The sequence below is a fragment of the Bacteroides sp. Ga6A2 genome (assembly GCF_000702225.1).
Taxonomy (GTDB): domain Bacteria; phylum Bacteroidota; class Bacteroidia; order Bacteroidales; family Bacteroidaceae; genus Ga6A1.
Genome location: NZ_JNKX01000008.1, coordinates 73,845 through 96,696, shown reverse-complemented (window position 1 = coordinate 96,696; position 22,852 = coordinate 73,845). Strand labels below are relative to the sequence as shown.

Annotated in this window: 12 protein-coding genes and 1 pseudogene; 6 read left to right on the top strand and 7 right to left on the bottom strand. The window is 47.1% G+C overall.

Annotation, left to right across the window (positions count from 1 at the left end):
• The first annotated feature begins 27 nt into the window (after window positions 1-27).
• Together T538_RS0101995 and pnuC are read left to right on the top strand one after the other, a co-directional pair.
• Window positions 28-2,403: a TonB-dependent receptor gene (locus T538_RS0101995; RefSeq protein ID WP_031531828.1), complete on the top strand. Its 2,376-nt coding sequence runs from the start codon at window positions 28-30 to the stop codon at window positions 2,401-2,403.
• 7 nt (window positions 2,404-2,410) lie between these two features.
• Complete coding sequence (gene pnuC / locus T538_RS0101990) at window positions 2,411-3,007, top strand: nicotinamide riboside transporter PnuC (RefSeq protein WP_031531827.1); 597 nt, start codon at window positions 2,411-2,413, stop codon at window positions 3,005-3,007.
• 79 nt (window positions 3,008-3,086) lie between these two features.
• Here the strand turns inward: pnuC and T538_RS0101985 are convergent, their stop codons facing one another.
• The 4 genes from T538_RS0101985 to T538_RS0101965 form a co-directional block, all read right to left on the bottom strand.
• Window positions 3,087-5,459 carry a TlpA family protein disulfide reductase gene (locus tag T538_RS0101985; RefSeq protein ID WP_031531825.1) on the bottom strand — a complete coding sequence of 791 codons (2,373 nt, stop codon included), beginning with the start codon at window positions 5,457-5,459 and terminating at the stop codon, window positions 3,087-3,089.
• Between the two features lie 250 nt (window positions 5,460-5,709).
• On the bottom strand, window positions 5,710-6,126 hold the full coding sequence (locus tag T538_RS0101980; RefSeq protein WP_031531824.1) for a SprT-like domain-containing protein: 417 nt from the start codon (window positions 6,124-6,126) through the stop codon (window positions 5,710-5,712).
• A gap of 815 nt (window positions 6,127-6,941) precedes the next feature.
• On the bottom strand, window positions 6,942-8,426 hold the full coding sequence (locus T538_RS0101970; RefSeq protein WP_031531822.1) for an SLC13 family permease: 1,485 nt from the start codon (window positions 8,424-8,426) through the stop codon (window positions 6,942-6,944).
• Window positions 8,427-8,622: 196 nt separating this feature from the next.
• Entirely contained in the window at window positions 8,623-9,918 is a 1,296-nt protein-coding gene (locus T538_RS0101965; RefSeq protein WP_031531821.1) for an MATE family efflux transporter, read from the bottom strand.
• Window positions 9,919-10,005: 87 nt separating this feature from the next.
• On the opposite strand from T538_RS0101965, the gene T538_RS0101960 reads away from it, so the two are divergent.
• The 4 genes from T538_RS0101960 to T538_RS0101945 all read left to right on the top strand — a co-directional run bounded on the left by T538_RS0101960 (window position 10,006) and on the right by T538_RS0101945 (window position 17,258).
• A complete protein-coding gene (locus T538_RS0101960) occupies window positions 10,006-12,714 on the top strand; it encodes a valine--tRNA ligase (RefSeq protein ID WP_031531820.1) in 2,709 nt (902 codons plus the stop codon).
• Between the two features lie 224 nt (window positions 12,715-12,938).
• Window positions 12,939-13,529 carry a porin family protein gene (locus tag T538_RS0101955; protein WP_081834825.1) on the top strand — a complete coding sequence of 197 codons (591 nt, stop codon included), beginning with the start codon at window positions 12,939-12,941 and terminating at the stop codon, window positions 13,527-13,529.
• A 542-nt stretch (window positions 13,530-14,071) separates the two neighbouring features.
• Window positions 14,072-16,489 (top strand): glycoside hydrolase family 31 protein, encoded by a 2,418-nt coding sequence (locus T538_RS0101950; RefSeq protein WP_031531818.1) that lies wholly within the window; start codon window positions 14,072-14,074, stop codon window positions 16,487-16,489.
• A gap of 151 nt (window positions 16,490-16,640) precedes the next feature.
• Complete coding sequence (locus tag T538_RS0101945; protein WP_031531817.1) at window positions 16,641-17,258, top strand: porin family protein; 618 nt, start codon at window positions 16,641-16,643, stop codon at window positions 17,256-17,258.
• Window positions 17,259-17,378: 120 nt separating this feature from the next.
• On the opposite strand, the pseudogene T538_RS16920 reads toward T538_RS0101945, so the two are convergent.
• The 3 genes and pseudogenes from T538_RS16920 to T538_RS17515 form a co-directional block, all read right to left on the bottom strand.
• Window positions 17,379-18,229: pseudogene (locus T538_RS16920) on the bottom strand (Bro-N domain-containing protein).
• A gap of 364 nt (window positions 18,230-18,593) precedes the next feature.
• Entirely contained in the window at window positions 18,594-20,501 is a 1,908-nt protein-coding gene (locus tag T538_RS0101935; RefSeq protein ID WP_051655815.1) for a TonB-dependent receptor plug domain-containing protein, read from the bottom strand.
• Window positions 20,502-20,566: 65 nt separating this feature from the next.
• Window positions 20,567-22,732 carry a DUF362 domain-containing protein gene (locus T538_RS17515; RefSeq protein WP_051663814.1) on the bottom strand — a complete coding sequence of 722 codons (2,166 nt, stop codon included), beginning with the start codon at window positions 22,730-22,732 and terminating at the stop codon, window positions 20,567-20,569.
• Between the last annotated feature and the right edge of the window lie 120 nt (window positions 22,733-22,852).

Here is a 22,852-nt window from a genome sequence, read left to right as displayed (position 1 = left end):
GACTCCCCCCCGTTTTTTTAGATGAACATGAAAAAGATTGTATTGCTGGGCATTTCAACAATGTCCGTGGCGACGGCTGCACATGCGCAGTACGACTCGCTGAAGATTGAACAGATGCAAGAGGTTGTTGTTAACGGCGTAAGAGCGCAGAAAAATGCCCCCTATGCCATTACGAATATCAGAAAGACTGAGTTGCAGAGTTTTGCACGAACTGGAAAGGAACTGCCAATGCTGTTTTCGCAGACTCCGGGCGTTATTGCATGGAGCGACAACGGCGTTGGAACAGGAACATCGTATATGAGAATCCGCGGCGCTGGCGACTCGCGCATAAACGTAACGCTCGACGGAATGCCGCTAAACTCGCCCGAAGACCAATGCGTATTCTGGGCTAATATGAACAGTTACGGAGCAATGCTCGGCTCGGTACAGATTCAGCGAGGCGTTGGTACATCTACCAACGGCGACGGCGCATTCGGCGGAACGGTGGCTCTCTCTACGGCCGCGCCTTCGCCAACACCTACAGTCGAGGTTTCGGGCTCATACGGCTCTTACAACACTTGGAACGCCGGAGTCTCGCTGTCATCGGGCTTGCTGTTCAAGCACCTTATCATAGACGGCGCATACCACGAGACGAATACCGACGGATTCATTCACGGAACAGCCGGACGCTCAGGCTCATACTACGGCGGTATTACATGGATGAACGACCGTATTCAGATTAGATACAAGAACATAGGCAACTTTGAGAAAACCGGACAAGCTTGGAGCGGCATTACCGCCGGCGACGACGACCTTAGTCTGATGGACGGAACATACGGCGCAAACACAGGCATAAAGACATACAAAGACATGTACGAAGTAGGACTGGGACGCTTCAACTCTCTGTACGAACGTCTTGTTTACGACGAAAGCGGAAACTTTGCAAAGGATGCCAACGGAAAATACATAACCAAGCGTTACGAGATGAACGACGGCTCGCTATGGAGCAGAACGACCGACAACTTCTGGCAAGACCACAACATTCTGTCGTTTGCGTGGGACATAAACAACTACTGGAGCACAACGGCATCGGCACGCTACACCTACGGCTACGGCTATTACGACCAGTTCCGCTACAACTACAAACTTGCCAAGTTCGGTCTGAAATATACTGATGCCGACGGCAACGCAGTTAAGAGAAGCGACTTTGTGCGCAAGAAAGGTCTGGAACAGAACACCTACGGACTTGTATGGAACACAAGCTACAAGCGCAACCGCTGGGACATCGTAGGCGGCGTGGCTATGCAGTATTTCAGCGGAAACCACTTCGGCTACATCACTTATATTGCCGACAAGGATATTGCTGCCACATTCCTGAAAAACGGCAGATACGACTATTACGATTCTGACGCGACAAAGACCGACGGAAGCGCGTTTGCAAAGGCGGCATTCAGCATAACCGACAACTGGAACGTGTTTGCCGACATTCAGTATCGCCACGTTGGCTACAAGACCGACGGAATAAACGACAAGTTCTACGACAACGAGAGCGGTTTCTACAACCAGAAACTGGACATCGACAAGAAATACGACTTTTTCAATCCGAAAGCCGGATTCTCGTGGACTCTGGGCGAACACCGCGTCTACGGTTCGGCAGCCTTGAGCCACCGCGAGCCTGAGCGCAACAACTTTACTGACAACGGCTCATATCCTGCTCCGAAAGCCGAATCGCTCTTGGACTACGAACTGGGCTACACCCTGAGCAACAAGAAATGCCGCCTCGGAATAAACCTGTATTACATGGACTATACCGACCAGTTTGTACAGACGGGACAGGAGAATGAGATTGGCGAAAAGCTGACAACGAACATCAAGGACAGTTATCGCGCCGGAATTGAACTGCAATGCGGAGCCGACTTCACGCCTTGGCTGAGCCTCGACCTTAACATGGCGGTTAGCCGGAACAAGATTAAGGATTTCGACGAGGTGGTTGAAGACTGGGACAGCAAGGATGAGTTCAGAACAATACACTACGACAACTCTACCCTCGCCTTCTCACCAGCCTTTACGGGCAACGCCTTCCTTAGTTTCCACCACAAGGGAATGACGGCGGTTTGGCACACATCTGCCGTTGGTCGTCAGTATCTCGACAATACCGCGAACAAAGACCGTTCTCTGCCGGCGTTCAGCGTATCGAACATTCACTTGGGCTACACCATGCCGATAAAGCCGTTGCACATCAAGGAGGCAGCCTTCGGACTTGACCTCAACAACGTGTTCAACGCACGATACGCCACAAGCGGATGGGTTTATTCTGCCATTTGCGAAAGCTACGGACATCCAAACGACAACCGATACTATGAGCTTGGATTCGTTCCGATGGCTGGCTTTACGATGATGGGCAACATCACCCTAAAATTCTGACATAAAGATGGATACACTTAGATTCCTCGACATTCTGGGCTTCGTCGTAGGTCTTGTTTACCTTTATCTCGAATACAAGGCAAACATCTGGCTGTGGCTTGCAAGCATAGTGATGCCGGCAATAGACATGGTGCTATATTTCGAGGCAGGGCTGTATGCCGACTTCGGAATGGCTGTCTACTACTGCCTTACGTCGGTCTACGGCGTAGCCATCTGGAAACTTGGGCGAAAGGACGACAAACACGGAGCAGGCGACATGCCGATTACGCATCTTAAAAAATCGTATTATCTGCCTGTTACGGTTTGTACGCTGGTTATCTGGCTGGCTATATGGTGGTTTCTTGCCAACTACACCAACAGTACCGTTCCGGTGAGCGATGCCTTTACCACGGCACTCAGCATAGTGGCTCTGTGGGCTTTGGCACACAAGTATGTTGAGCAATGGCTGTTGTGGTTTGTGGTAGATGCCATCAGCTTTGCGCTCTACATTCACAAGGGCATTCCGTTTAAGGCATGTATCTACGGAATATATACGGCTTTCGCCGTCTTCGGCTATCTTAAATGGCTGAAGATGATGAAAGAACAGACAGCCAGAGAGTCTTAGACAGAATTATTTACGGTTATAGAAAGTGCCGCGGCAAAGACTGATTGCCGCGGCACTTTTTTTGTATCAAGGCAGCCCGTTACTTAATCTTGTTGAGCACCTTTTTGAGGACATCGATGCTGCGCGCATCAACATTCACGTCAACCAAGTTGCCATTGCGGTCTATCAGACGGTAGGTTGGATAGCCATTTACGCCAACGAACTGTTCAACGGCACTCTGCTGGTCGGCTGGCAGGTTGTAGTGAACCACGTTGTCGCCCGTTACATCATACTGCTTTATCACATTCTTCCAAGCATCTTCGGGGCTGCGGTTGGCAAGATAGAGATACACAAGGTCGTAATCCTTCAGACTCTCATACTCCTGCTTGCTTTGTTGCAGAGCCATTCGGCAAGGCACGCACCAAGTTCCCCACACATCGAGCAGAATAATCTTGCCCTTGTAAGGCTCTATTATCTTGCGCAGAATCTTCTCGCCGTCGCTCATTCCGGCAACATCTGATGCCGACTTTGTGTATTTAGACACATCTTTCTTGGCAAGAACCAGATACTTGTTCTGCAAAGTGTTGATAGCGGCCTTGGCAGATGGCTGCGACACCAGTTCGTCTACATAACGCGCAGCCGTTTCGTTAAGCGGCTCGCCTGTATCCGTCATGCTGCCGTACAAAAATCTTGAAACAAGAATGTCGCGCGTTTCCTTGTCAATATTCAAAGACTCGGCAATTTCAAGAAATATGTATAAGTCGAACAAAGAATTTTCGTCGTCGAGAACCTTCTTTATGTCTTCGCGCTCCAGAATCTTGGCACTCTTCTTCATATAATCGTTCGGCTTCTCATTCCGTTTGTCGTAATCAGCCTCCAAAGTACTTCTCCACTCTGCGGCGTTACGCTCGAGTTGAGCCAGTTCGTCGTCTGTAATCTTTACCTTTCCGGCATCGCGATAGCGTCGCAGAATCTGCGGATATAAATATTCGTAAATCGATTCGTTACCTTTGTCGGACCTAACAACATACTTGCTGTAATCCATCAATCTCCATACATAATAGCCCTGAAAATTCCAGAACGCACGGCACATAAGGCTGTTTTCGTTGCGCTTTGCCCACAAATCGCGGACATTTTCCGCCATAATATCTTTAGCGATACCGGAGTTTCTAGAATATGAATTGGCAACAAAATTATAAAAAGCTGCCTCTGCCTCGTAGCACTTGGTGCGATAGGCAAAAAAGCGGTCGGAAACCGTTGGGTGCTTCTCGGCAATCTCCTTCAGTTCTGCCATGTTTTTTGAGAGAGAATTTTTCAGGCCGTCAAACATTTTTCTCACATTGTCCTCGGTCATGTCGCGCGTAGGATTAAAGTTCAGCCATCTGAACGGATGAGCGAGCGTCTCGTTTTGCAGACAGCAGTTTTTGCCCATAAAGAACTTGTGTCCGCACTTGAAGTCGTAGAACAGAAAGTAAGTCTCGCCCGGCTCAAGGATTGTGCGGATGAATGTTCTGTCCCAATCGAAAAACGCCTCGAAAGAGTTTGGCATCGGCACTTTTACTACAAATCTGCCAAGCGAATCCATTTTGCCGAAAACATTTACGTCCTCGCCCGTTATTGGATTGGTAAAATTAACATTGTACGAATTGTCATCATACCGTTCGGCGCGCGGTCTGTTTCTGAGCCAGCCCACAAGCGTTACGGTATCGGTCTTGAAATGTGTGTTTTTGAAGGTTGGATTCGTGTCTTTCGTAGGATAGTCGGGCAAAGTAATAGATGTAAGGAGCGAATAAATGGCTTTCTTGCCATCTATGGCAATTGTGCGCTTGCCGTCCTTTATCTTGTCGGCATTCACCACGATTTCCTTGCCGTCATTTTCGAGCACAAACATGTATTTGTCGCCCTTCTGCTGCTTCTGCTTATAGTTCCAGAACTTGCAGTCGTATATTGCAAAATCCTCGTAGAAGCCAATCTCCCAGTCGCCCGTCTGTTCGTTTCGCCAGCTTGTAGGATACATCTGGTGCGCCACCGAACCAAAGTTCTGCACGCCACGGATTACGAACGCTCTCTCTGCATCGCCCTCTACAAAATCGAATTTTGTGGCAGATGATGGCAGCGGCTCGAAGTGGAACACGACATCTGTTTCGCCACGCCCTTTAAGATAGACGTGCTTGTCGAGTTCCATGCCGTCGCACTTTTTCAAGGCATATCGTTTGCCGTCGCACTCCAGACGAGTGGCAGAGGCAAACTGCAACCAATTGTCGGGACGCAAGGCAACGTGCATCATCACGCGCGTTTCGTCGTCGGCAAACTCAACGCGCTTTATGTCAAGAAGCGTGTTGAAATACCCATCAATATTATCGTTCTTCTCGGTAACCACAGGACGATCCCACACCACGCCCTTTTCCTTTGCCGAAACTGGCTGAACGCTTAGCATCAGCACGGCAATCAACATTGTAAAAAATGTTTTCATCTTTTTGATTTTAGAATTAAATGTTAAAAAAGTTTTTGCATCACTAATAAGATTGAAAGTCAGATATTTACTTATTCCAGTCTATTATCGAGATAGTTTTCGGATGCAAATATAACAATATTTTTCAAAAATCAAAAAAAAGAGGACTTTTTGGAGAATTAACAGTTGACAATTAACAATTTACAATGGGAATTTTCTTTCTGGAATTCATAGCGTTAGACAAAAAATGCAGTCGTTTCCGACCATATTTTTACCAACAGAACAAATACATTAATATTCTACGCCACCAACTATTTCGTTTTTCCATATAAATAATATCAATTTTTATTCTATAATTTTTATATAAACGCAAGCAATGCTTTTTAAAATAAAAACCATGACCCCACACGCCATCAATCTTCACGTTTTCAATCGTTCTGACATACATGTGTATCATTTCGTGTATCATGACCTCTTCAAGATATTCATCTGTGACAGGATGGTTTGGTTTGCGATTAAAACCAATTGTTGAAACTCCATTATCATACATATATTTTCCTAAAGCGGCTTTAGGGTGAAGCCACATAAATCGGCAATCGCCTAATTTCCCATAAAAATATTTTTTGTTATATTCATCGAATATTGGTTTAAAGTCTTTTAAAGTTAATTTTTTATCGCCAACTTTCATTGTATAAGTGTAATGTTTTCCCATATTTAACGATTTTATCAATTATAAACAACGGCAAATATAAAATATTTAAGCAAAATACGCTACTGTTTAGTTAACATCCTTTATATGTTTCTAAGCAACAAAAAAATCCCCATAGCCTTACCATGTGTTAGTTTTCACTCATCCTTGGCGTTGATAAGCAAAACCATTCTCGACATAGCAAAGCTACAAATAAAGCCAGATAAAAAAGATGATTTAAACCTTGTTTTAATGGATGATGCTCTCAGAGTGACAGAGATTTTGATGATATTGACCCTTATGGTGTCTTAATCCTTGTTTTAATGGATAATGCTATCAGAGAAAACACCTCAATTCACTTGCTAACTCGCATTGCTTCCTTGTCTTAATCCTTGTTTTAATGGAAAATGCTCTCAGAGGCTGGACGATGCAGGGACATTACAATGAGTTTGGTGAGTCTTAATCCTTGTTTTAATGGAAAATGCCCTCAGAGGAGCAGAAAATAAAAGTAATTATCTATCAGTAACTTAGTCACACCACCCTAAAAGAATGGCACAAAAAAGTACAAAGAATACAACCCTTAATTTTCGTTTGCAAAATTAGCGATATTTTTTTATTCGAGAAAATATATTTTATGGTATTTTTATACCTTGTCTATTTATTTTTCACACTAAAAATAGATTCTTCGGGATGCCTTCGGGATTCGTTCGGGATGAGGTTATGTAAAAAATCAAAGAAACGGCACACAAAAAAAAGACCCGCACCTTTTCACAAAGACGCGAGCCTGAAAAAAAATCTATTTTTATTACTTATGTTCAGAACACAAGGAACATCCAGCAATAGCCTATTACCAAGCCAAGCACACCCATGATAACGCCGACAAGCATCATATCGTTCTGCTTGATGAAGCCCGTTGAGTGGGCAATGGCGTTAGGAGGAGTAGAGATTGGCAGAATCATAGAAACGCTGGCTGCTATTGCGATGCCTATGAGCATCTGAGCCACGCCGCCCATATCGAGCACTCCGCCCGAAACCATGGCTCCGGCAACAACGCCGAGGACTGGTGTGAGAAGAGATGCGGCAGCCGAGTGGCTGATGAAGTTAGAGAATCCGAAACATACGATGCCCGAAACAATCATAACGAGCAGCGCACTCCACTGAGAGAACGGAATGGCATCTACCAAAACCTTGCTCAGCTCGGTTGTGTTGAGGGCAACGCCAAGGGCGAAACCTCCGGCAACCATCCACAGCACAGCCCAGTTGATTTCTTCGAGGTCGCGCTTTGTAAGGATTCCCGAAATGGCGAAAATCGCAATCGGAAGCATGGCAACGATATTACTGTTCAAGCCCCACTTCAAGAGGTCGCTGAAGCACCACAGGAAGATGGTAACGATGAACGTAGCAATAACAATCCATGTATGTGTGTCGGGCTTGAACTCGCCCTCAATCTCGAGTTTAATCTCCTTCTGAGAGAATGGGAACAGGAAGCGAAGCATTATCCAACCGCAAAGCAGAAGGGCAACCACCAGCGGAACCATCTTCAGCATCCACTCGCCGAAACTGATGCTCATGCCGAGAGTCTCGTTCATGTAGCCCAGAACGATGGTGTTTGGAGGCGTACCGATAGGCGTTGCTATACCGCCTATGTTTGCACCGATAGGAATGGCAAGAGCCAGAGCCGTACGGTCCTTGCTGCCCTCGGGCATTGCACGCAATACCGGAGCAAGGAAGGCAAGCATCATAGCCGCCGTTGCCGTGTTGCTGACGAATGCCGAGAAGATGGCTGTTACAAGAATGAATCCGAGAAGGATTGTTGTTGGCTTTGTGCCGAACGGAGCAAGCAGTTTCTTGGCAAGCACCACGTCGAGCTTAGTCTTTGTCATACCGATGGCAAGCACAAAACCGCCGATGAACAGAAGGATTGTTGGGTCGGCAAAGCAATGCATAAGGCTCTTGTAAGGAACATACAGCGCGCCTTGCTCCTTTGCTGCCATGAAACAGGTCAGCGACTTGTCGGATATGGTAAAGAGCATAACCACGATGATGAGCACCGAGGTACACCACGACGGGATAGCCTCTGAAAGCCACATGATGGCGGCAAAGCAAAATACCGCGATAACTCTCTGCTGTACCGGATTAAGATTCGGAATGCCAAAAACCTCTGTCGGCAGACATGCAATAACAATCGAAATTATAGCTGCAATTACAGCCTTGGTATAGCCTACTACCCTGAATCGTTTCTGGCCTTTACTGTTGTGATAAGATTCTACTAAATGGAATCCATGAAAGTTTTTAAACATTTCTTTATTTAACTACGTAATACAAGTTGTTTTTTTATATAATATTAAGTCTATTTTTAGCGTTGCCAAAATTAACCCATTATATCAAATAAGAAACATTACGCTTTTCTTTTTTTACAAAAACGAAGCATAAACGCCCCAAAAATTTAAGTCTTTAACGAAAGTCGGTTTATTTTTCAAAGTCCACTTTGCAAAATTAGATAAATTTGCGGATAATATACAACTTGTATATTACATACTGAATAACACCCCTCACAAACAGATAAAGCACGAAGGCAAAAAGCAAGACATGGTTATTGTAATCATTACATAATGTAACAACGCCGAAGAAACAAAGCATGGCGGTAAACATAGACACCAGCATGCCCTTTGTGGCGGTTATCCCGATGAAGATGCCGTCGAACAGAAAAGCCGCAAAACTGGCTACGGGAATCACGCCCGCCCACATAATATAATGTGCCGACTCGGCTACGACCGATGCGTCGTCGGTCATCACACCAACAAACGCCTCGCCACCAAGAAGATACACGAAAGACACGATGCCGGCAAGCGCAACGCCCCACCCGAACAAGGCTCTTACCGTGGCACGGAACTGAGGATAATCGCCGCTGCCCTTGCTCTTTCCGCAGAGAGCCTCGCCGGCGTATGCAAAGCCGTCCATAAAGTACGAGAACAGGGTGAAGAACTGCATTATAAGGGTATTTACGGCAAGAACCACATCGCCGTTCCTCGCCCCCGCCGAGGTAAAGTAGACCGTTACGGCAACGAGGCAGAGCATACGCAGAAAGATGTCGCCGTTTACGCTGAAGAAGCGCATCATCTCGCCACGCCCGAACGACCTCATGATTTCAGCCCTGCGCACCACCCTTCCGTAGTATTTCCGGCATAAGCCCAGAGCCAGCAGAAGAGCGGCATACTGAGCCACAAGAGTGCCAATGGCAACGCCCTCAATCTTCATTCCGAAGAAGATGACGAGAACCGTACTCACCACTATGTTCACCACGTTCTGAATGATGGCAACCCACATTGGCAGGCGCGAATTCTGCACGCCGATGTACCAGCCCGACAGACTAAACAAGCCCAGAGCCGCCGGCGCGCCCCAGATGCAGATGCCAAAATAGCGGCAGGCAAGAAGCCTCACCTCGTCGGATGCCGAGATAAAGCGGAACACCAAGCCGACGATGGGTTTCTGCAACGCAATGAGAATCAGCCCGATGGCAAAGGCTATTGCCATAGAGCGCACAAAAAGTCGTGCCACCTCGCCAAGGTCTCGCCTGCCCCACGCCTGAGCCGTCATGCCGCTCGTTCCCATGCGCAGGAAGGCAAAAATCCAGTATATCAGGCTGAACATCATGCCCCCAACGGCAATGGCTCCTATATACGACGCCGCGCCCAGATGACCGACAATAACCACATCGACCAACCCCAAAAGCGGTACGGTTATGTTACTTATTATCGCCGGAACGGCAATCTGCAGAATCTTTTTGTGCATATATTTGGTTTTTCAGGTACAAAGATACGCTTTTTTTTACTAACTTTGCCGCGTTTTGAAATTTGCAAATAAAAAACTTAATTATATATGGAATTAGCAAGCAAATACGATCCCTCTGAAGTAGAGGAAAAATGGTATCAGTACTGGCTTGACAACAAGCTTTTCAGCAGCAAGCCCGATGGTCGCAAACCTTACACCATCGTTATCCCTCCACCAAATGTTACAGGTGTGCTTCACATGGGACACATGCTTAACAATACTATCCAAGATATCCTTATCCGCAAGGCACGTCTCGACGGCAAGAATGCCTGCTGGGTTCCGGGAACAGACCACGCATCTATCGCAACAGAGGCTAAGGTCGTAAACCGATTGGCAGAGCAGGGCATCAAGAAACGCGACCTTACTCGCGACGAGTTCCTGAAACACGCTTGGGACTGGACAAACGAGCACGGCGGCATCATCCTGAAGCAGTTGCGCAAACTCGGAGCATCATGCGACTGGGACAGAACAGCCTTCACAATGGACGAGAAGCGTTCGGAAAGCGTTATGAAGGTGTTCGTTGACCTTTACGACAAAGGACTCATCTACCGCGGTCTGCGCATGGTAAACTGGGATCCGAAGGCTCAGACAGTTCTCTCTACCGAGGAGGTTATCTACCGCGACGAGAAGAGCAAGCTATTCCACCTTCGCTACTATGTAGCAGATGCCGACACTAACCCTGTTGTTCCAACCGGCGAAGAAGGTGAAGTTCTGCACAAGGACGAGAAAGGCCGCTACTATGCTGTCGTAGCAACAACACGTCCTGAGACTATCATGGGCGATACAGCAATGTGTATCAACCCTAAAGACCCTAAGAACCAGTGGCTTCGCGGTCATAAGGTTATCGTTCCGCTGGTAAACAGAGTTATCCCGGTTATCGAAGACCGCTATGTTGACATTGAGTTCGGTACTGGCTGTCTGAAGGTTACTCCGGCTCACGATGTGAACGACTATGCCCTTGGCAAGACTCACAATCTTGAGACTATCGACATCTTCAACCCAGACGGAACAATCTCTGAGGCTGCCGGCATGTACGTTGGTCAGGACAGAATGGACGTGCGCAAGCAAATTGCCATCGACCTTCAGAACGCAGGTCTGATGGAGAAGATTGAGGACTATGACAACAAGGTTGGCTATTCTGAAAGAAATCAGGACACAGCCGTTGAACCTCGCTTGTGCAAGCAGTGGTTCTTGTCGATGAAGCACTTTGCCGACATCGCTCTTCCACCGGTACTCGAAGGCAAGATTAAGTTCTACCCTACTAAATACGTTACAACATACCGCAACTGGCTCGAGAACATTCAGGACTGGTGCATCAGCCGCCAGCTTTGGTGGGGTCACCGCATTCCAGCCTACTTCCTTCCAACTGCCGAGGGCGAGGAGGAGAAGTTCGTGGTTGCACTCACAGCCGAGGAGGCTCTCGAGAAGGCTAAGAAGATTGCTGGCTTCGAGAACATCACCATCGACCAGTTGTCACGCGACGAGGATGCGCTCGACACTTGGTTCTCATCATGGTTGTGGCCTGTCTCTCTGTTCGACGGAATAAACAATCCGGGCAACGACGAGATTAAGTATTACTATCCAACTGCCGACCTCGTAACAGGTCCGGACATCATCTTCTTCTGGGTGGCTCGAATGATTATGGCTGGCGAAGAGTACATGAAGGATGTACCTTTCCGCAACGTTTACTTCACAGGTATCGTTCGCGACAAACTGGGCAGAAAGATGTCTAAGTCGCTCGGAAACTCGCCAGACCCACTCTTGCTTATCGAGAAGTACGGAGCCGACGGCGTGCGCATGGGTATGATGCTTTCAGCCCCAGCCGGCAACGACATATTGTTCGACGAGAGTCTTTGCGAGCAGGGACGTAACTTCAACAACAAGATATGGAATGCCTTCCGACTTGTAAAGGGATGGAACACAGCAGATATTGCTCAGCCTGAGAGCAGCAAGATTGCAACAGAATGGTTCGAGGCGCAGTTAAAGAAGACTAACGAGGAGTTGAAAGACTTGTTCACAAAATACCGTCTAAGCGAGGCTCTGATGGCTGTATACAAACTGTTCTGGGACGAGTTCTCAAGTTGGTATCTCGAGATGGTTAAGCCTGCCTACGGCTCGCCTATCGATGCAACGACATACAACAAGACACTCGAATTCTTCGACAACTTGCTTAAGATGCTTCACCCATTCATGCCGTTCATCACCGAGGAGTTGTGGCAGCACATCTACGACCGCAAGGACGGCGAAAGCATCATGGTTTCTAAGCTCGAACTTGCAGCTGCAACCGAGGCTGACAACAAGCTTATCGCTCAGATTGAGGACGTTAAGAATGTTGTTGCTGGCGTTCGTGCAGTTCGCAACAGCAAGAACATCGCGCAGAAAGAAGTTGTTGACCTTCAGGTGGTTGAAAACAATCCTGTTGAGGCATTCAACAGCGTAATCATCAAGATGGCTAACCTTTCGGGCATCGAGGTGGTTGCAGCAAAGGGCGACGGCACAGCCGCATTCCTTGTCGGCACAACTGAATATGCCGTTCCACTTGGAAACCTCATCGACATGGATGCCGAGATTGCAAAGCAAGAGGCAGAACTGAAGCATCTCGAAGGCTTCCTTGCCGGCGTAATGAAGAAGCTTGGCAACGAGCGTTTCGTAGCAAATGCGCCTGAGCAGGTTGTTGCCCTTGAGCGCAAGAAGCAGAGCGATGCCGAGACTAAGATTGCAGCCTTGAAGGAGAGTCTTGCAAAGCTTAAAAAGTAATTCAATACTTCACTAAATAAAGAGCCGGGCAGAAGAGATTAACTACTCGTTCTGCCCGGATTTTTTCAGAAAAAAACTAAAATCAGGAAAGCGCAAAACAAGCCATTGGTTATGTGTCATAAATTCTTCCAACAAACTTAGAAACAGATTAGTGCATCAACATTACCAAAGAAACGTTTACGCACAAAAAAGGTAAAAGCATCACTTTAAAATCCAATTTTATCATGAAAATAAGATTTATTTTAACCGTATTCGCGGCATTTTTGTCGCTAATTTGCAGCGCACAAGAAGAAAAAACTCACAAAAACATGTTATTAAAAGCCGGCCTTAACTGTTCAAGGCTCACAGGCGACGATTATTACGACAAGTTCAGCACCCGCCACGGATTCAACGTTGGATTTGAGGCACAGATTCCGACTTCAAATCCATGTGTCTACTCCATAGGACTCATGTATTCTCAGCAAGGCAGCCATGCTGAAGGCTTTGGTGTATACAAGATGGATTACATCAATCTGCCCTTACTGCTTAATGTCTATCTCTGGAAAGGTTTGGCTATAAAAGGAGGTGTTCAACCTGGCATGTTTGTTTACGGCAAGAAAAAAGGAAACAGACTTACAGAACATTGGAGTTACGATGAGGACGAAAGCATCACGCCAGAATTTCGTTTAGAATTTTCAATCCCCGTCGGAATTTCATACGAATTTGGCAGATTTCAGGTTGATGCCCGATACAATTTCGGACTGAACGACGCCCTTCGCGAAGGCGCAAGACACAGAGTCATCCAATTATCTTTTGGATATATTTTCAAGAAATAAAATTATCGGGCAGAAAGAACAAAGCGTTCTTCTGCCCGATTTCTTTTCTGTATTTCTGCAAGATGATGACAGAGCACAATTCGTTATTGCTCTATCTTCTTTTTCATTGCCTCGAAACTGTCGTCGAAGTTATACATACCGACGCTGATGTCATCGCTCACCACAAGTCCGTCGGGAGTTATAATTTCCTTGTGAGGGATGGCACTAAAACTCGAATAAATCTCAAAGGCATCCCGAAGAAATCCCGAAACTTCCGACTTGCTTGCCCCTTGCTACCTCCTTGCTACCTCCTTGCTATCCCCTTGCTATCCCCTTGCTACCCCCTTGCTATCGGCTTAACTGAAAAAACATTGTGGATTGCCAACCGCTCCCCTTCGGCTTTCAACTTTCCGCCTTACCATATACCAGCCATATATCTTGATAATTTCAACTTTCAGCAGTCATTTTCGGACATAAAAACTTTGTCAAACAAAAAAATATCAGTATCTTTGCTCTCCGAAATACAAATATATAACTCGAACAAAAATCCTAATAGCAGCAAAATGAAAATTTTCAAAATTCTATTTGTCTCGGCCAGCATGAGCCTCATTCCGTCGGGACTTATGGCGCAGAGCAGCCAGATTTGGCAATCGGAACAGACGTGCATAAAAGCCGAATTCTACACTCCCGAAATTGTGCGAATAACCAAATATCCGGCAGGAAAAACTCCTGAGGGGAAAAGCCTTGTGGTTACGGCTGTTCCGCAAGACGTGAAACTTACAAAGAAGCAGAATTCTGTTTCAAGCAGCAAGATTAAGGTCAAATTCAATCCGCAGACCTTTGCGCTCAGTTTCTACGACGCTAAGGGCAAACTCCTGTTGGCGGAAAAATCCTTCTCTCTCGAAGACCGCCCCGGCGCGGTGGAGCGCAACACCTACAAACTCACTCAGAGTTTTCTCCTCAAAAAGGACGAGCAAATCTACGGACTCGGCACCATTCAGGACGGCAAACTCAGCCGCAGGGACGCACATATTTTGATGGAACAGTCTAATCTTCAAGACTTTCAGAATGTGTTGCAGAGTATCGAGGGCTGGGGTTTGTTTTGGGACAATTATTCCCCGACCCAGTTTGACGGCACGGCAGACGGTATGCAGTTTGCCTCGGAAGTTGCCAAGTATGAAGACTATTATTTTATGTATGGCGGCTCGGCAGACGGCGTTATTGCGCAGATGAGGACGCTCTCGGGACAAGTGCCGATGTTCCCGCTGTGGACTTTCGGCTATTGGCAGTCGAAGGAGCGTTACAAGAGTAGCAAGGAACTCCTCACCGTCCTCAATAAGTACCGCGAACTCCAAGTGCCGCTCGACGGAATCATTCAGGATTGGCAGTATTGGGGCAGCAATTACCTCTGGAACGCAATGGATTTCCTCTCCGAAGATTTTGCGGACGGCAAACAAATGATTCAGAAAGTCCATCAGCAAAACGCCCACATTATGATTTCCATTTGGGCAAGTTTTGGACCTATGACCAAGGCTTTCAGGGAGTTGAAGGAGAAGGATTTGTTGTTTGACTTCCAGACTTGGCCACAGAGCGGCATCTCGCACATTTGGCCGCCGGTAATGGATTATCCGTCAGGCGTTTGCGTGTATGACCCGTTCAGCGAGGAGGCGCGCAGGATTTATTGGAAAAATTTGAAGACGCTTTTTGATTACGACATCGACGCTTGGTGGATGGATTCCACCGACCCCGATTGTTTCTATCCCAAAAAGGAAAATTACGACCACAAGGCGGGCGACGGCGACGGCACATTCCGCTCGTTGAGAAATGCCTTCCCGCTCTGCACCGTTGGCGGCGTGTATGACGCTCAGCGCAAGGAATCGAGCAAAAAACGTGTTTTCATAATGACTCGCAGTGCGTTTGCGGGTCAGCAACGCTACGGCAGCAATATGTGGAGCGGCGACGTAAATTCCACGTGGGATATGTTGCGCAAACAAGTGCCAGCCGGTCTTAATTACACCCTGACCGGCAACCCGAATTTCAACACCGACATAGGCGGATTTTTCTGCAACGCTTACAACGTAACTGGTCCCGGCAGCGCGCCAAAAAATCCTCAGTATCAGGAACTTTATGTACGTTGGATGCAATACGGATTGTTCTGTCCTGTGTTCCGCAGCCACGGCGCAGACGCTCCGAGGGAGATTTGGCAGTTTGGCAATAAGGGCGACATTGTATATGATGCCATCGAAAAGACTATCCGTCTGAGGTACAGACTGTTGCCATATATCTATTCCACGGCTTGGCAGGTAACGAGCAACAACGGCAGTTATCTTCGTCCGTTGATTTGCGATTTTGCCGCCGACAGAAATGTTTGGGAAATGGCAGACGAATTTTTGATGGGCGACATCATCCTTGCTGCTCCGATTGTGGAGGCTCAGTACACAGAAGAAAAAATCATCAAGACCGACGAGATGTCGGGCTGGAATCGCGATAATGCTGACGGTAAGGCGGTTGCAGAAGTTGATTTCACTCAGACAAAACAGACTGTCAAATACCTTCCGAAAGGCAGCGACTGGTACGATTTCTACACCGGAAAACTTTACAAAGGCGGTCAGAAGGTTACGTTGACCACAACTTTCGACAAGTCGCCGATGTTCATAAAAGCGGGCGGAATATTGCCGTTAGCACCTGAAATGCAGTATGTTACAGAAAAGGATTGGAGCAACCTCGAAATCCGCGTTTATCCCGGCAAAGACGGAAGTTTTACGCTTTACGAGGACGAGGGCGACAATTACAATTACGAGCAGGGCAAATACACCGAAATCCAATTTGTTTGGAACGATGCCGCCAAAATTCTCACAATCAACGACATAAAAGGCTCGTTTGACGGAATGTTGAAGCATCGTTCTTTCAAAGTCGTATTGCCAGACGGCAAGAGCAAAGTCGTAGAATATGACGGCAAGAAGGTAAAAGTAAAGATGTAAGCATTTTCTTGCCTTACAAAATAAACAACTCGTGCAGAAAGATTTTCGAACTTTCTGCACGAGTTGTTTTCTAAATCTACACCTTCGACATACAAAATAATGATAAATTCCGTTATATTCATGAATAACATTTTACTAATTAAAGCAATTCATGAAGAACAAGCATCTTTTACCGATAATAGTGGCTCTGATGCCGCTAATGTCAAATGCGCAAAGTGAGGTCGGCAGCCTCAACATTCAGCCTAAAATCGGACTTAACATCGCTACAATGCCAGCTGGGGATGCCAAGTCACGCAAAGCCTTTGCTGCAGGCGTTGAAGCCGAGTATTTCGTCCATCAGAGCTTATCACTTTCTGTCGGCGCAATATATTCGCAGCAAGGATTTAGAGACAGCAAAGAAATTGGAATTACAGATATGGCTGAACCCGATGCTGATTGTAATTTCATTCTGGATTACATTAACATTCCGATAATGGCAAACATATACGCATCCAACGGTTTAGCGGTGAAAGCCGGCATTCAGCCTGGATTTCGGATAAGAAGCAAATTCAAGCTCACGGCTGATGGCACGACGATAAATGCAGATAATTTCACCCGTAATTTTGACCTCGCAATACCGCTCGGTGTGTCATACGAATTCAACAATCTTCAGTTTGATATCCGCTACAATATCGGAATAACAAATGCAACTCGCGACAAATATACGGAATCGGGAGATGCCAAAAACCGCGTTGTACAGATATCTCTGGGATATAAGTTCTGGCTCTAACAAACAACTCGCACAGAAAGATTTTCGGGACTTTCTGCGCGAGTTGTTCTTTCTTGAAATTGCGTTCAGAACTCTATGCGAGTTAAGGATAAAAACCAATATTAACACACAAGCATAAGCTTATTTTTCATCGGACTTGTCGGTTTTGTTATTGTCTATCTGATTAATATATTCTTTTGCATTTAGCGGCGTAACGACGGAATGCCCCAATTGTTTTTCCAACTCAAGACGCGCCGAACGTGCAACATTGCCGCCTTTTTGCGCTACGTCAATGTTTTCGTCAAAAGTTTCGGGGTTGTGCTCTTTTGAAAGGTCGGTGGTTGCTGTTTCGGCTAACATATTAAGAATCAGTTCTGTATTTGTTATATTGTCGCGGAGATTCTCTTTATAAGCCCTTTGTATTGCTTGTATTCTTTGGTCGTTTTTCCGCTCCAAGTCTTTGTTATAATGTCTGTTAGCGTGGCAAATTGCATTTCTTCTACGCCGCAACGTTTCTATTCGCCGGTCAGAGATTTCCTTACCTCGATGGATTTGATACGCTGATTAATCCAATTGTCGGAATCCCCAAGACGCTTGTAATCCATAACAGCTTGTTCTATCGAGAGTTCGGGGTCTTGCATTTGGTCAACGCGATTGCTTGCCACTTCTGCCATCCATTGTTTGAACGGCTCTGCCTTTGGAGATGGAATTGATTGAATTATGCGGAAAATAGCAACCGTATCACCTGCTATGGTTTTGCGTTTTTTTCCTGTTGGTGTCATCATTTCTACGTGGGGACAATTTGTCCCTACGTACTCTGCTAACTCAGGATCACGTTTGCGCATTTTCTTGAAATAGTCTGTCGGATTGGCACTGTCGGTAAGAACCTCAACAACATCTAAAACGGAAAAATACCACTTTTCCTCGTCATCGTTCCACACGGAGCGAACTTTCTTTTCCTCAAATATCTGTATTGATGTTTTCTTTATCATTGTCTTAATGTCTTGCTGAACGCCGTAATGTTAAACCCAAATCGGTCATTAGAAATTTTGCCTTACATAATGTTCAGATAAGTATTCGGAGCCTATGAAAATATAAGCGAAAAGTGCTAATGATTGACTCTGAATATTAAACCAACTTACATTTTGCTACTTATTTTTTCTAATGACCGTTTTGGGTTAAAAAAAGAATCCAATGAAACAAATGAAAAAGAATCAGCAGTAGACAAATTGCCATTCTGATTTTACAAACTCCCGACTTAAATTCGGCAATACATATTTCTCATTCAGACAAGCACAAAAAAAGGAGCAAGACTTTGCATCTTACTCCCTTTTATGGAAAATATCTTTCTGATTATCAGAATTCAAAGCTTACGCCACCCATGAATGTAGCCTTTGGCATTGGATTGCCAAACACATACTCGTAATGCTGTGCCAGAAGATTATCGCCGCTTATCCACAACTTTACAGATGACGAAACTGCGTAGTTTACGCAAGCGTTGAGAAGCGCGAAGTTTTCGGTTTTCTCGCTCTCGCCCACAGAGGTGTAGAGTCCGTTTACAACCATCATTCCTACCGTTGCGCTGAACTTGCCGTAATTTGTCTCTGCTCCGAAATAGCCTTTGTGTTTTGGCGCACCTACAACAGCGTTCTTCATGTTGAGATAACTGTAGTTCGAAACAAGATTCCAATGACTGTTGAGACCTGCTCTAAGACTAAGTTCAACACCCTTGTTTGTGAGTTCGCCGGTATTGATATTCTTGCGGTTTACAGTCTGGATGATGTTGTCGGCCTTGATGTAATAGCCGCAAACCTTATAGTCGAAGAACGGATATCCGCCGTTGTCGATGCGCTGACTCCACGACAGTTCGTAGTTGTAAAGTCGCTCTGGCTTGAGGTCGGTATTTGACGGTGGATAGAGATACATCTCACGCATCGTCGGGTTGCGGAATCCCTTGCCGGCAAGTGCCTTCAACTCGCCGTTCTTAATAGGGCGCACAACAATTCCTCCCTGCGGAACAACCTCCGAACCGCTTACCGAATGACGGTCGTATCGCAGACCGGCATCGAGCGTAAGCCACTGGCTAATCTCCTGACTAACCTCGCCATAAATGCCAAACTCGTACATATTCTCCTTGCCCGACTGCTTGTTCTGCGTTTCGAGCACCTCGCCAGTCTCGCGACTTGTGTAGAATGCCTTTCCGTAGATGCGCTGATAGTCTGCACCAACACTCACCTTTCCGCCCTTCCAAAGACTCGCACTCTGATAGGCGTTGATGCCGAAGAGATGGTCGCGCGAGCGGAAGAAACGTGTCTGCGGAGTTGCTCCGACTGCGTTGACGTAACCGTCGTTTATCTTGTGACGACCAAAGTTGTCGTATATGCTGATGCGTCCGCTTGTGCTCTCGTAATTGTTCTCAACGCCCAGATTCACCGCTCCGCGAGTAATCCACTGGTCGGCCTCGAGCATAGGGCTTTGCACCGTGCCGGGATATGATGCGTTGAAGTGCGTGATGTCGGCATTTCCGTAGACATTCCAACTCTCGCAAAGTTGATATTTGAGGTTTGCCAATCCGCCGTACTGCTCAAAATCCATGTTTTGAAGGTGATTGTCCGAGCGGTTATATTCAACAGCCACGTTACTCGAGAATCTGCCGTTCTTGTACTGATGCGATGCGTCGGTCATGAGCGTTCCGTAAAATCCACCGCCAATGTTGATGCGCGTTGTGCCCCACGGACTACGGTTCTCTCCAGCCTCGCGCGTGATGATGTTAATAACGCCGCCCATTGCGTTTGAGCCGTACAGAATGCTTGCCGGGCCGCTGATTACCTCGACCTTCTCTGCCCAGAGAGTATGATAGCTGTCGGCCATTGAATGACCGTATATTCCGTTGTACTGGGGATGTCCATCGATAAGCACCATCACCTGACCGGCAGCCGACGATATGCCTCGCATCATCATGCCGCCCGTTCCGCCCGTGCTTACGCCGTATCCCATAACTCCACGGCCGTTAATCATCAGTCCCGGAATCTGTTCGTTGAGCGTTGGCAAGATATTTGTTCTGTGCTGTCGGTTAAGCGTATGGTTTCCCACAACCGAGATGTTCAGCGGCACATGACTGCTGTTGCTTCTGATTCGTGCTGCCGTTACTTTTACTTCAGAAATGCTGTCTACAATCTGTGCAGGATTGTCGTTCTCGTCGGCAAAAACACCTGTTGTGCAGACAAAGCACAGCAAGCCAGCAATAACTCTTGAGTTTGTCATAAATAATGTTTTGTGTTTTATAAAAAGATTTTCAAAGACATTAGTCCGCAAATATACATTTTTCCTTACATTTTTTTGTATTTCAAATCTATTTTCTTGTATTGTCTTTCCTTCGGATTGTTCCAGTGCTCCATCAGTCCAAGAGGCGCAGTAAGCGGCTTGCCATCTTGCTTATAAACCGTTCCGCTCGGCGCGTTAGGAATCATCGCTGCCTCGCGAAGATACTCGTCGCAATAGTTCAGACTTCCGAACTCCGGCCATTCGCCAATCAGAATGTCAGCCCCTACGGCATCGCAAGCAAGCTCGTCCTGCGACACGATGAGCGAGCAGGCCCAGTCGCCGCAGAACGGCTCTTTCTGCCACTTCGGATTCGGTGCTCCGTTCACATCGCGCGAGCCGTACGTTCCGTCAATTATGAAGAGCAAACATTTCTGCCCCAGATTCTTGTGCGAGATAAAGTCGACAAACGTCTTGTAGCCCGGCTTTCCGTGGCGTTTGTCGGCACTGAAGTTGCTGTGTGCATTTCGTCGCCAAATAAGCGAAATGTCGGTTGCGCCATACCAGTTTTTCGTCGTCAGAGTTACGCCGGGACCAGAATGAGTCTTCAGCAACGCGCTGTTTATCAGATAGTCGGCATCGACGATGCACTTTGCCAATCCTCGCGCCAGCTTGCCGTTATCAGCCGAATAGGTTATCTGCTCTGGATAATATTCGCATTTCTGCCTGCCGTCTCCGCCGATATTGTCGATAAACACAACCTTCGGAAACTCGCGGTGAACCTTGTTGTAGATGCTGTCGGTTATGGCACGGCTCGGCTCGCACAAAATGATGTCCTGCTCGCGTATTCTGCCGTCGCGAACCATCGAGCGCACGAGAGCCAGCGTCACAAACGGCGACGAGTTCAACTCGATGGTATCGTGGTGCGTTATGGCGTTATTCATATTCAGTTTTACGGCAATCTTCTCGCCTTTTTTGTAGCCACGGCTGCCGCGTCCATGCTCCTTGTTGAAGTGGCAGAAGAGAGCCTTCCAAGCCTTCTGCGCCGTAGTTTCGCCGGTTAGTTGGATGATGGCCTCGCGAATCATGTCATCGGCCTTCTGCTGATTGTTCCATCGGTCTTCTACCCAAAGACCGGTGCGACCGTCCCACGATGCCACGCCGGGATTGTGAATCCATGCCACTCTGCCGGGATTGATACCCTTGCCCTCGCCCAGCGGCTGGTTTGGCGCAACGAAAAGATTAGGGCTGACTGGGTTGAACTCGCCGAAAAACATCCGCTTGCGATTAACAGCCTCGCCCAAAAGTTGAATGGTGGTCGAAGGCCCTAAATCTGGCTTCTTCCATGCGCGGAGTTGCCAAACCACCTTTCCGTCTCGGTCAATCTCCACCGCCTGAACCGGCGCGTTTGCCGTATCCATCGGAGTCTTGTTCCACTCGTTGTACCAGTTGTTTACAATGTGATTCCCGTTTTTCAGTCTGACGGTTTTCTGCGGCTGAGTAACGCCAATCTGCGCAACATTCATTTGCCAGACAATCTGTCCCTGACGGTTCATCTCCTGAATTTCTCCCTTTCTGCCTGTTATCAGAATATTGCCCTTCGGCAGTTCCTGAACAGACCACGGTTTGAATCCGCTCCAGCGTTCGAGTTCCTTGCCCTCGCAGTTGTACTCGCTGATGCAGCCAAGTCCCATGTTGGCAACAAGAAGAGTGCCGCGCGATGTCAACCGGGCATTGCGGAACTGTCCGTGAACCGAGCCTTTCTCGTTTGTAGCCGCCTCGAACTCGCGCACGATGCGTTTCGACGGAATCTCCATCACCACAATCTTTGCAGGCTTTCCGTTCTGCACAAAAACAACGTGCGTAGTGCCTATCGGCTGCACGGTATGAATCTCGCATCCCTGCGGCGCATCGTAGTGCCACACGTTTTTTCCGCTGCCGTCAATCTCGGTTATTCCAAACTGATGCGCCATCAGAATGTGTCCGTCGTTCATCAAGATGGCATCGCTAATCTCGCCCTTCAGCCTCTCCGACTTTGGCAGCTGAGCATTGTCGTAAGTCCACGCCACGGCTCCATTCTGCACCTTGAACATTCTCAGACGCTTACTCTGCCCTGCATAGAAAAAGTTGTGGCGAGAAAGACTTTCTTCCACAACATTCTGTGCGCCAGCCTTGCCACATAAGGCAAGAAATGCGCATAACCCAACGATTATCCTTCTTCCTATTATCTTCATATTCAAATATCTGATTTCTGCCACAAAGATACGGATTAACAGCAGAAAAAGTGTCAGACAAAAAGCACAAAGAATAGGACAATCTTAACATTTCTGAAGAAAAACACGGCATAAAGCCTT

Bases quoted from the DNA above. Each gene is read 5' to 3' on its own strand.
- T538_RS0101995 (WP_031531828.1), top strand. From the start codon at position 28: ATGAAAAAGATTGTATTGCTGGGCATTTCAACAATGTCCGTGGCGACG.
- pnuC (WP_031531827.1), top strand. From the start codon at position 2,411: ATGGATACACTTAGATTCCTCGACATTCTGGGCTTCGTCGTAGGTCTT.
- T538_RS0101985 (WP_031531825.1), bottom strand. From the start codon at position 5,459: ATGAAAACATTTTTTACAATGTTGATTGCCGTGCTGATGCTAAGCGTT.
- T538_RS0101980 (WP_031531824.1), bottom strand. From the start codon at position 6,126: ATGAAAGTTGGCGATAAAAAATTAACTTTAAAAGACTTTAAACCAATA.
- T538_RS0101970 (WP_031531822.1), bottom strand. From the start codon at position 8,426: ATGTTTAAAAACTTTCATGGATTCCATTTAGTAGAATCTTATCACAAC.
- T538_RS0101965 (WP_031531821.1), bottom strand. From the start codon at position 9,918: ATGCACAAAAAGATTCTGCAGATTGCCGTTCCGGCGATAATAAGTAAC.
- T538_RS0101960 (WP_031531820.1), top strand. From the start codon at position 10,006: ATGGAATTAGCAAGCAAATACGATCCCTCTGAAGTAGAGGAAAAATGG.
- T538_RS0101955 (WP_081834825.1), top strand. From the start codon at position 12,939: ATGAAAATAAGATTTATTTTAACCGTATTCGCGGCATTTTTGTCGCTA.
- T538_RS0101950 (WP_031531818.1), top strand. From the start codon at position 14,072: ATGAAAATTTTCAAAATTCTATTTGTCTCGGCCAGCATGAGCCTCATT.
- T538_RS0101945 (WP_031531817.1), top strand. From the start codon at position 16,641: ATGAAGAACAAGCATCTTTTACCGATAATAGTGGCTCTGATGCCGCTA.
- T538_RS0101935 (WP_051655815.1), bottom strand. From the start codon at position 20,501: ATGACAAACTCAAGAGTTATTGCTGGCTTGCTGTGCTTTGTCTGCACA.
- T538_RS17515 (WP_051663814.1), bottom strand. From the start codon at position 22,732: ATGAAGATAATAGGAAGAAGGATAATCGTTGGGTTATGCGCATTTCTT.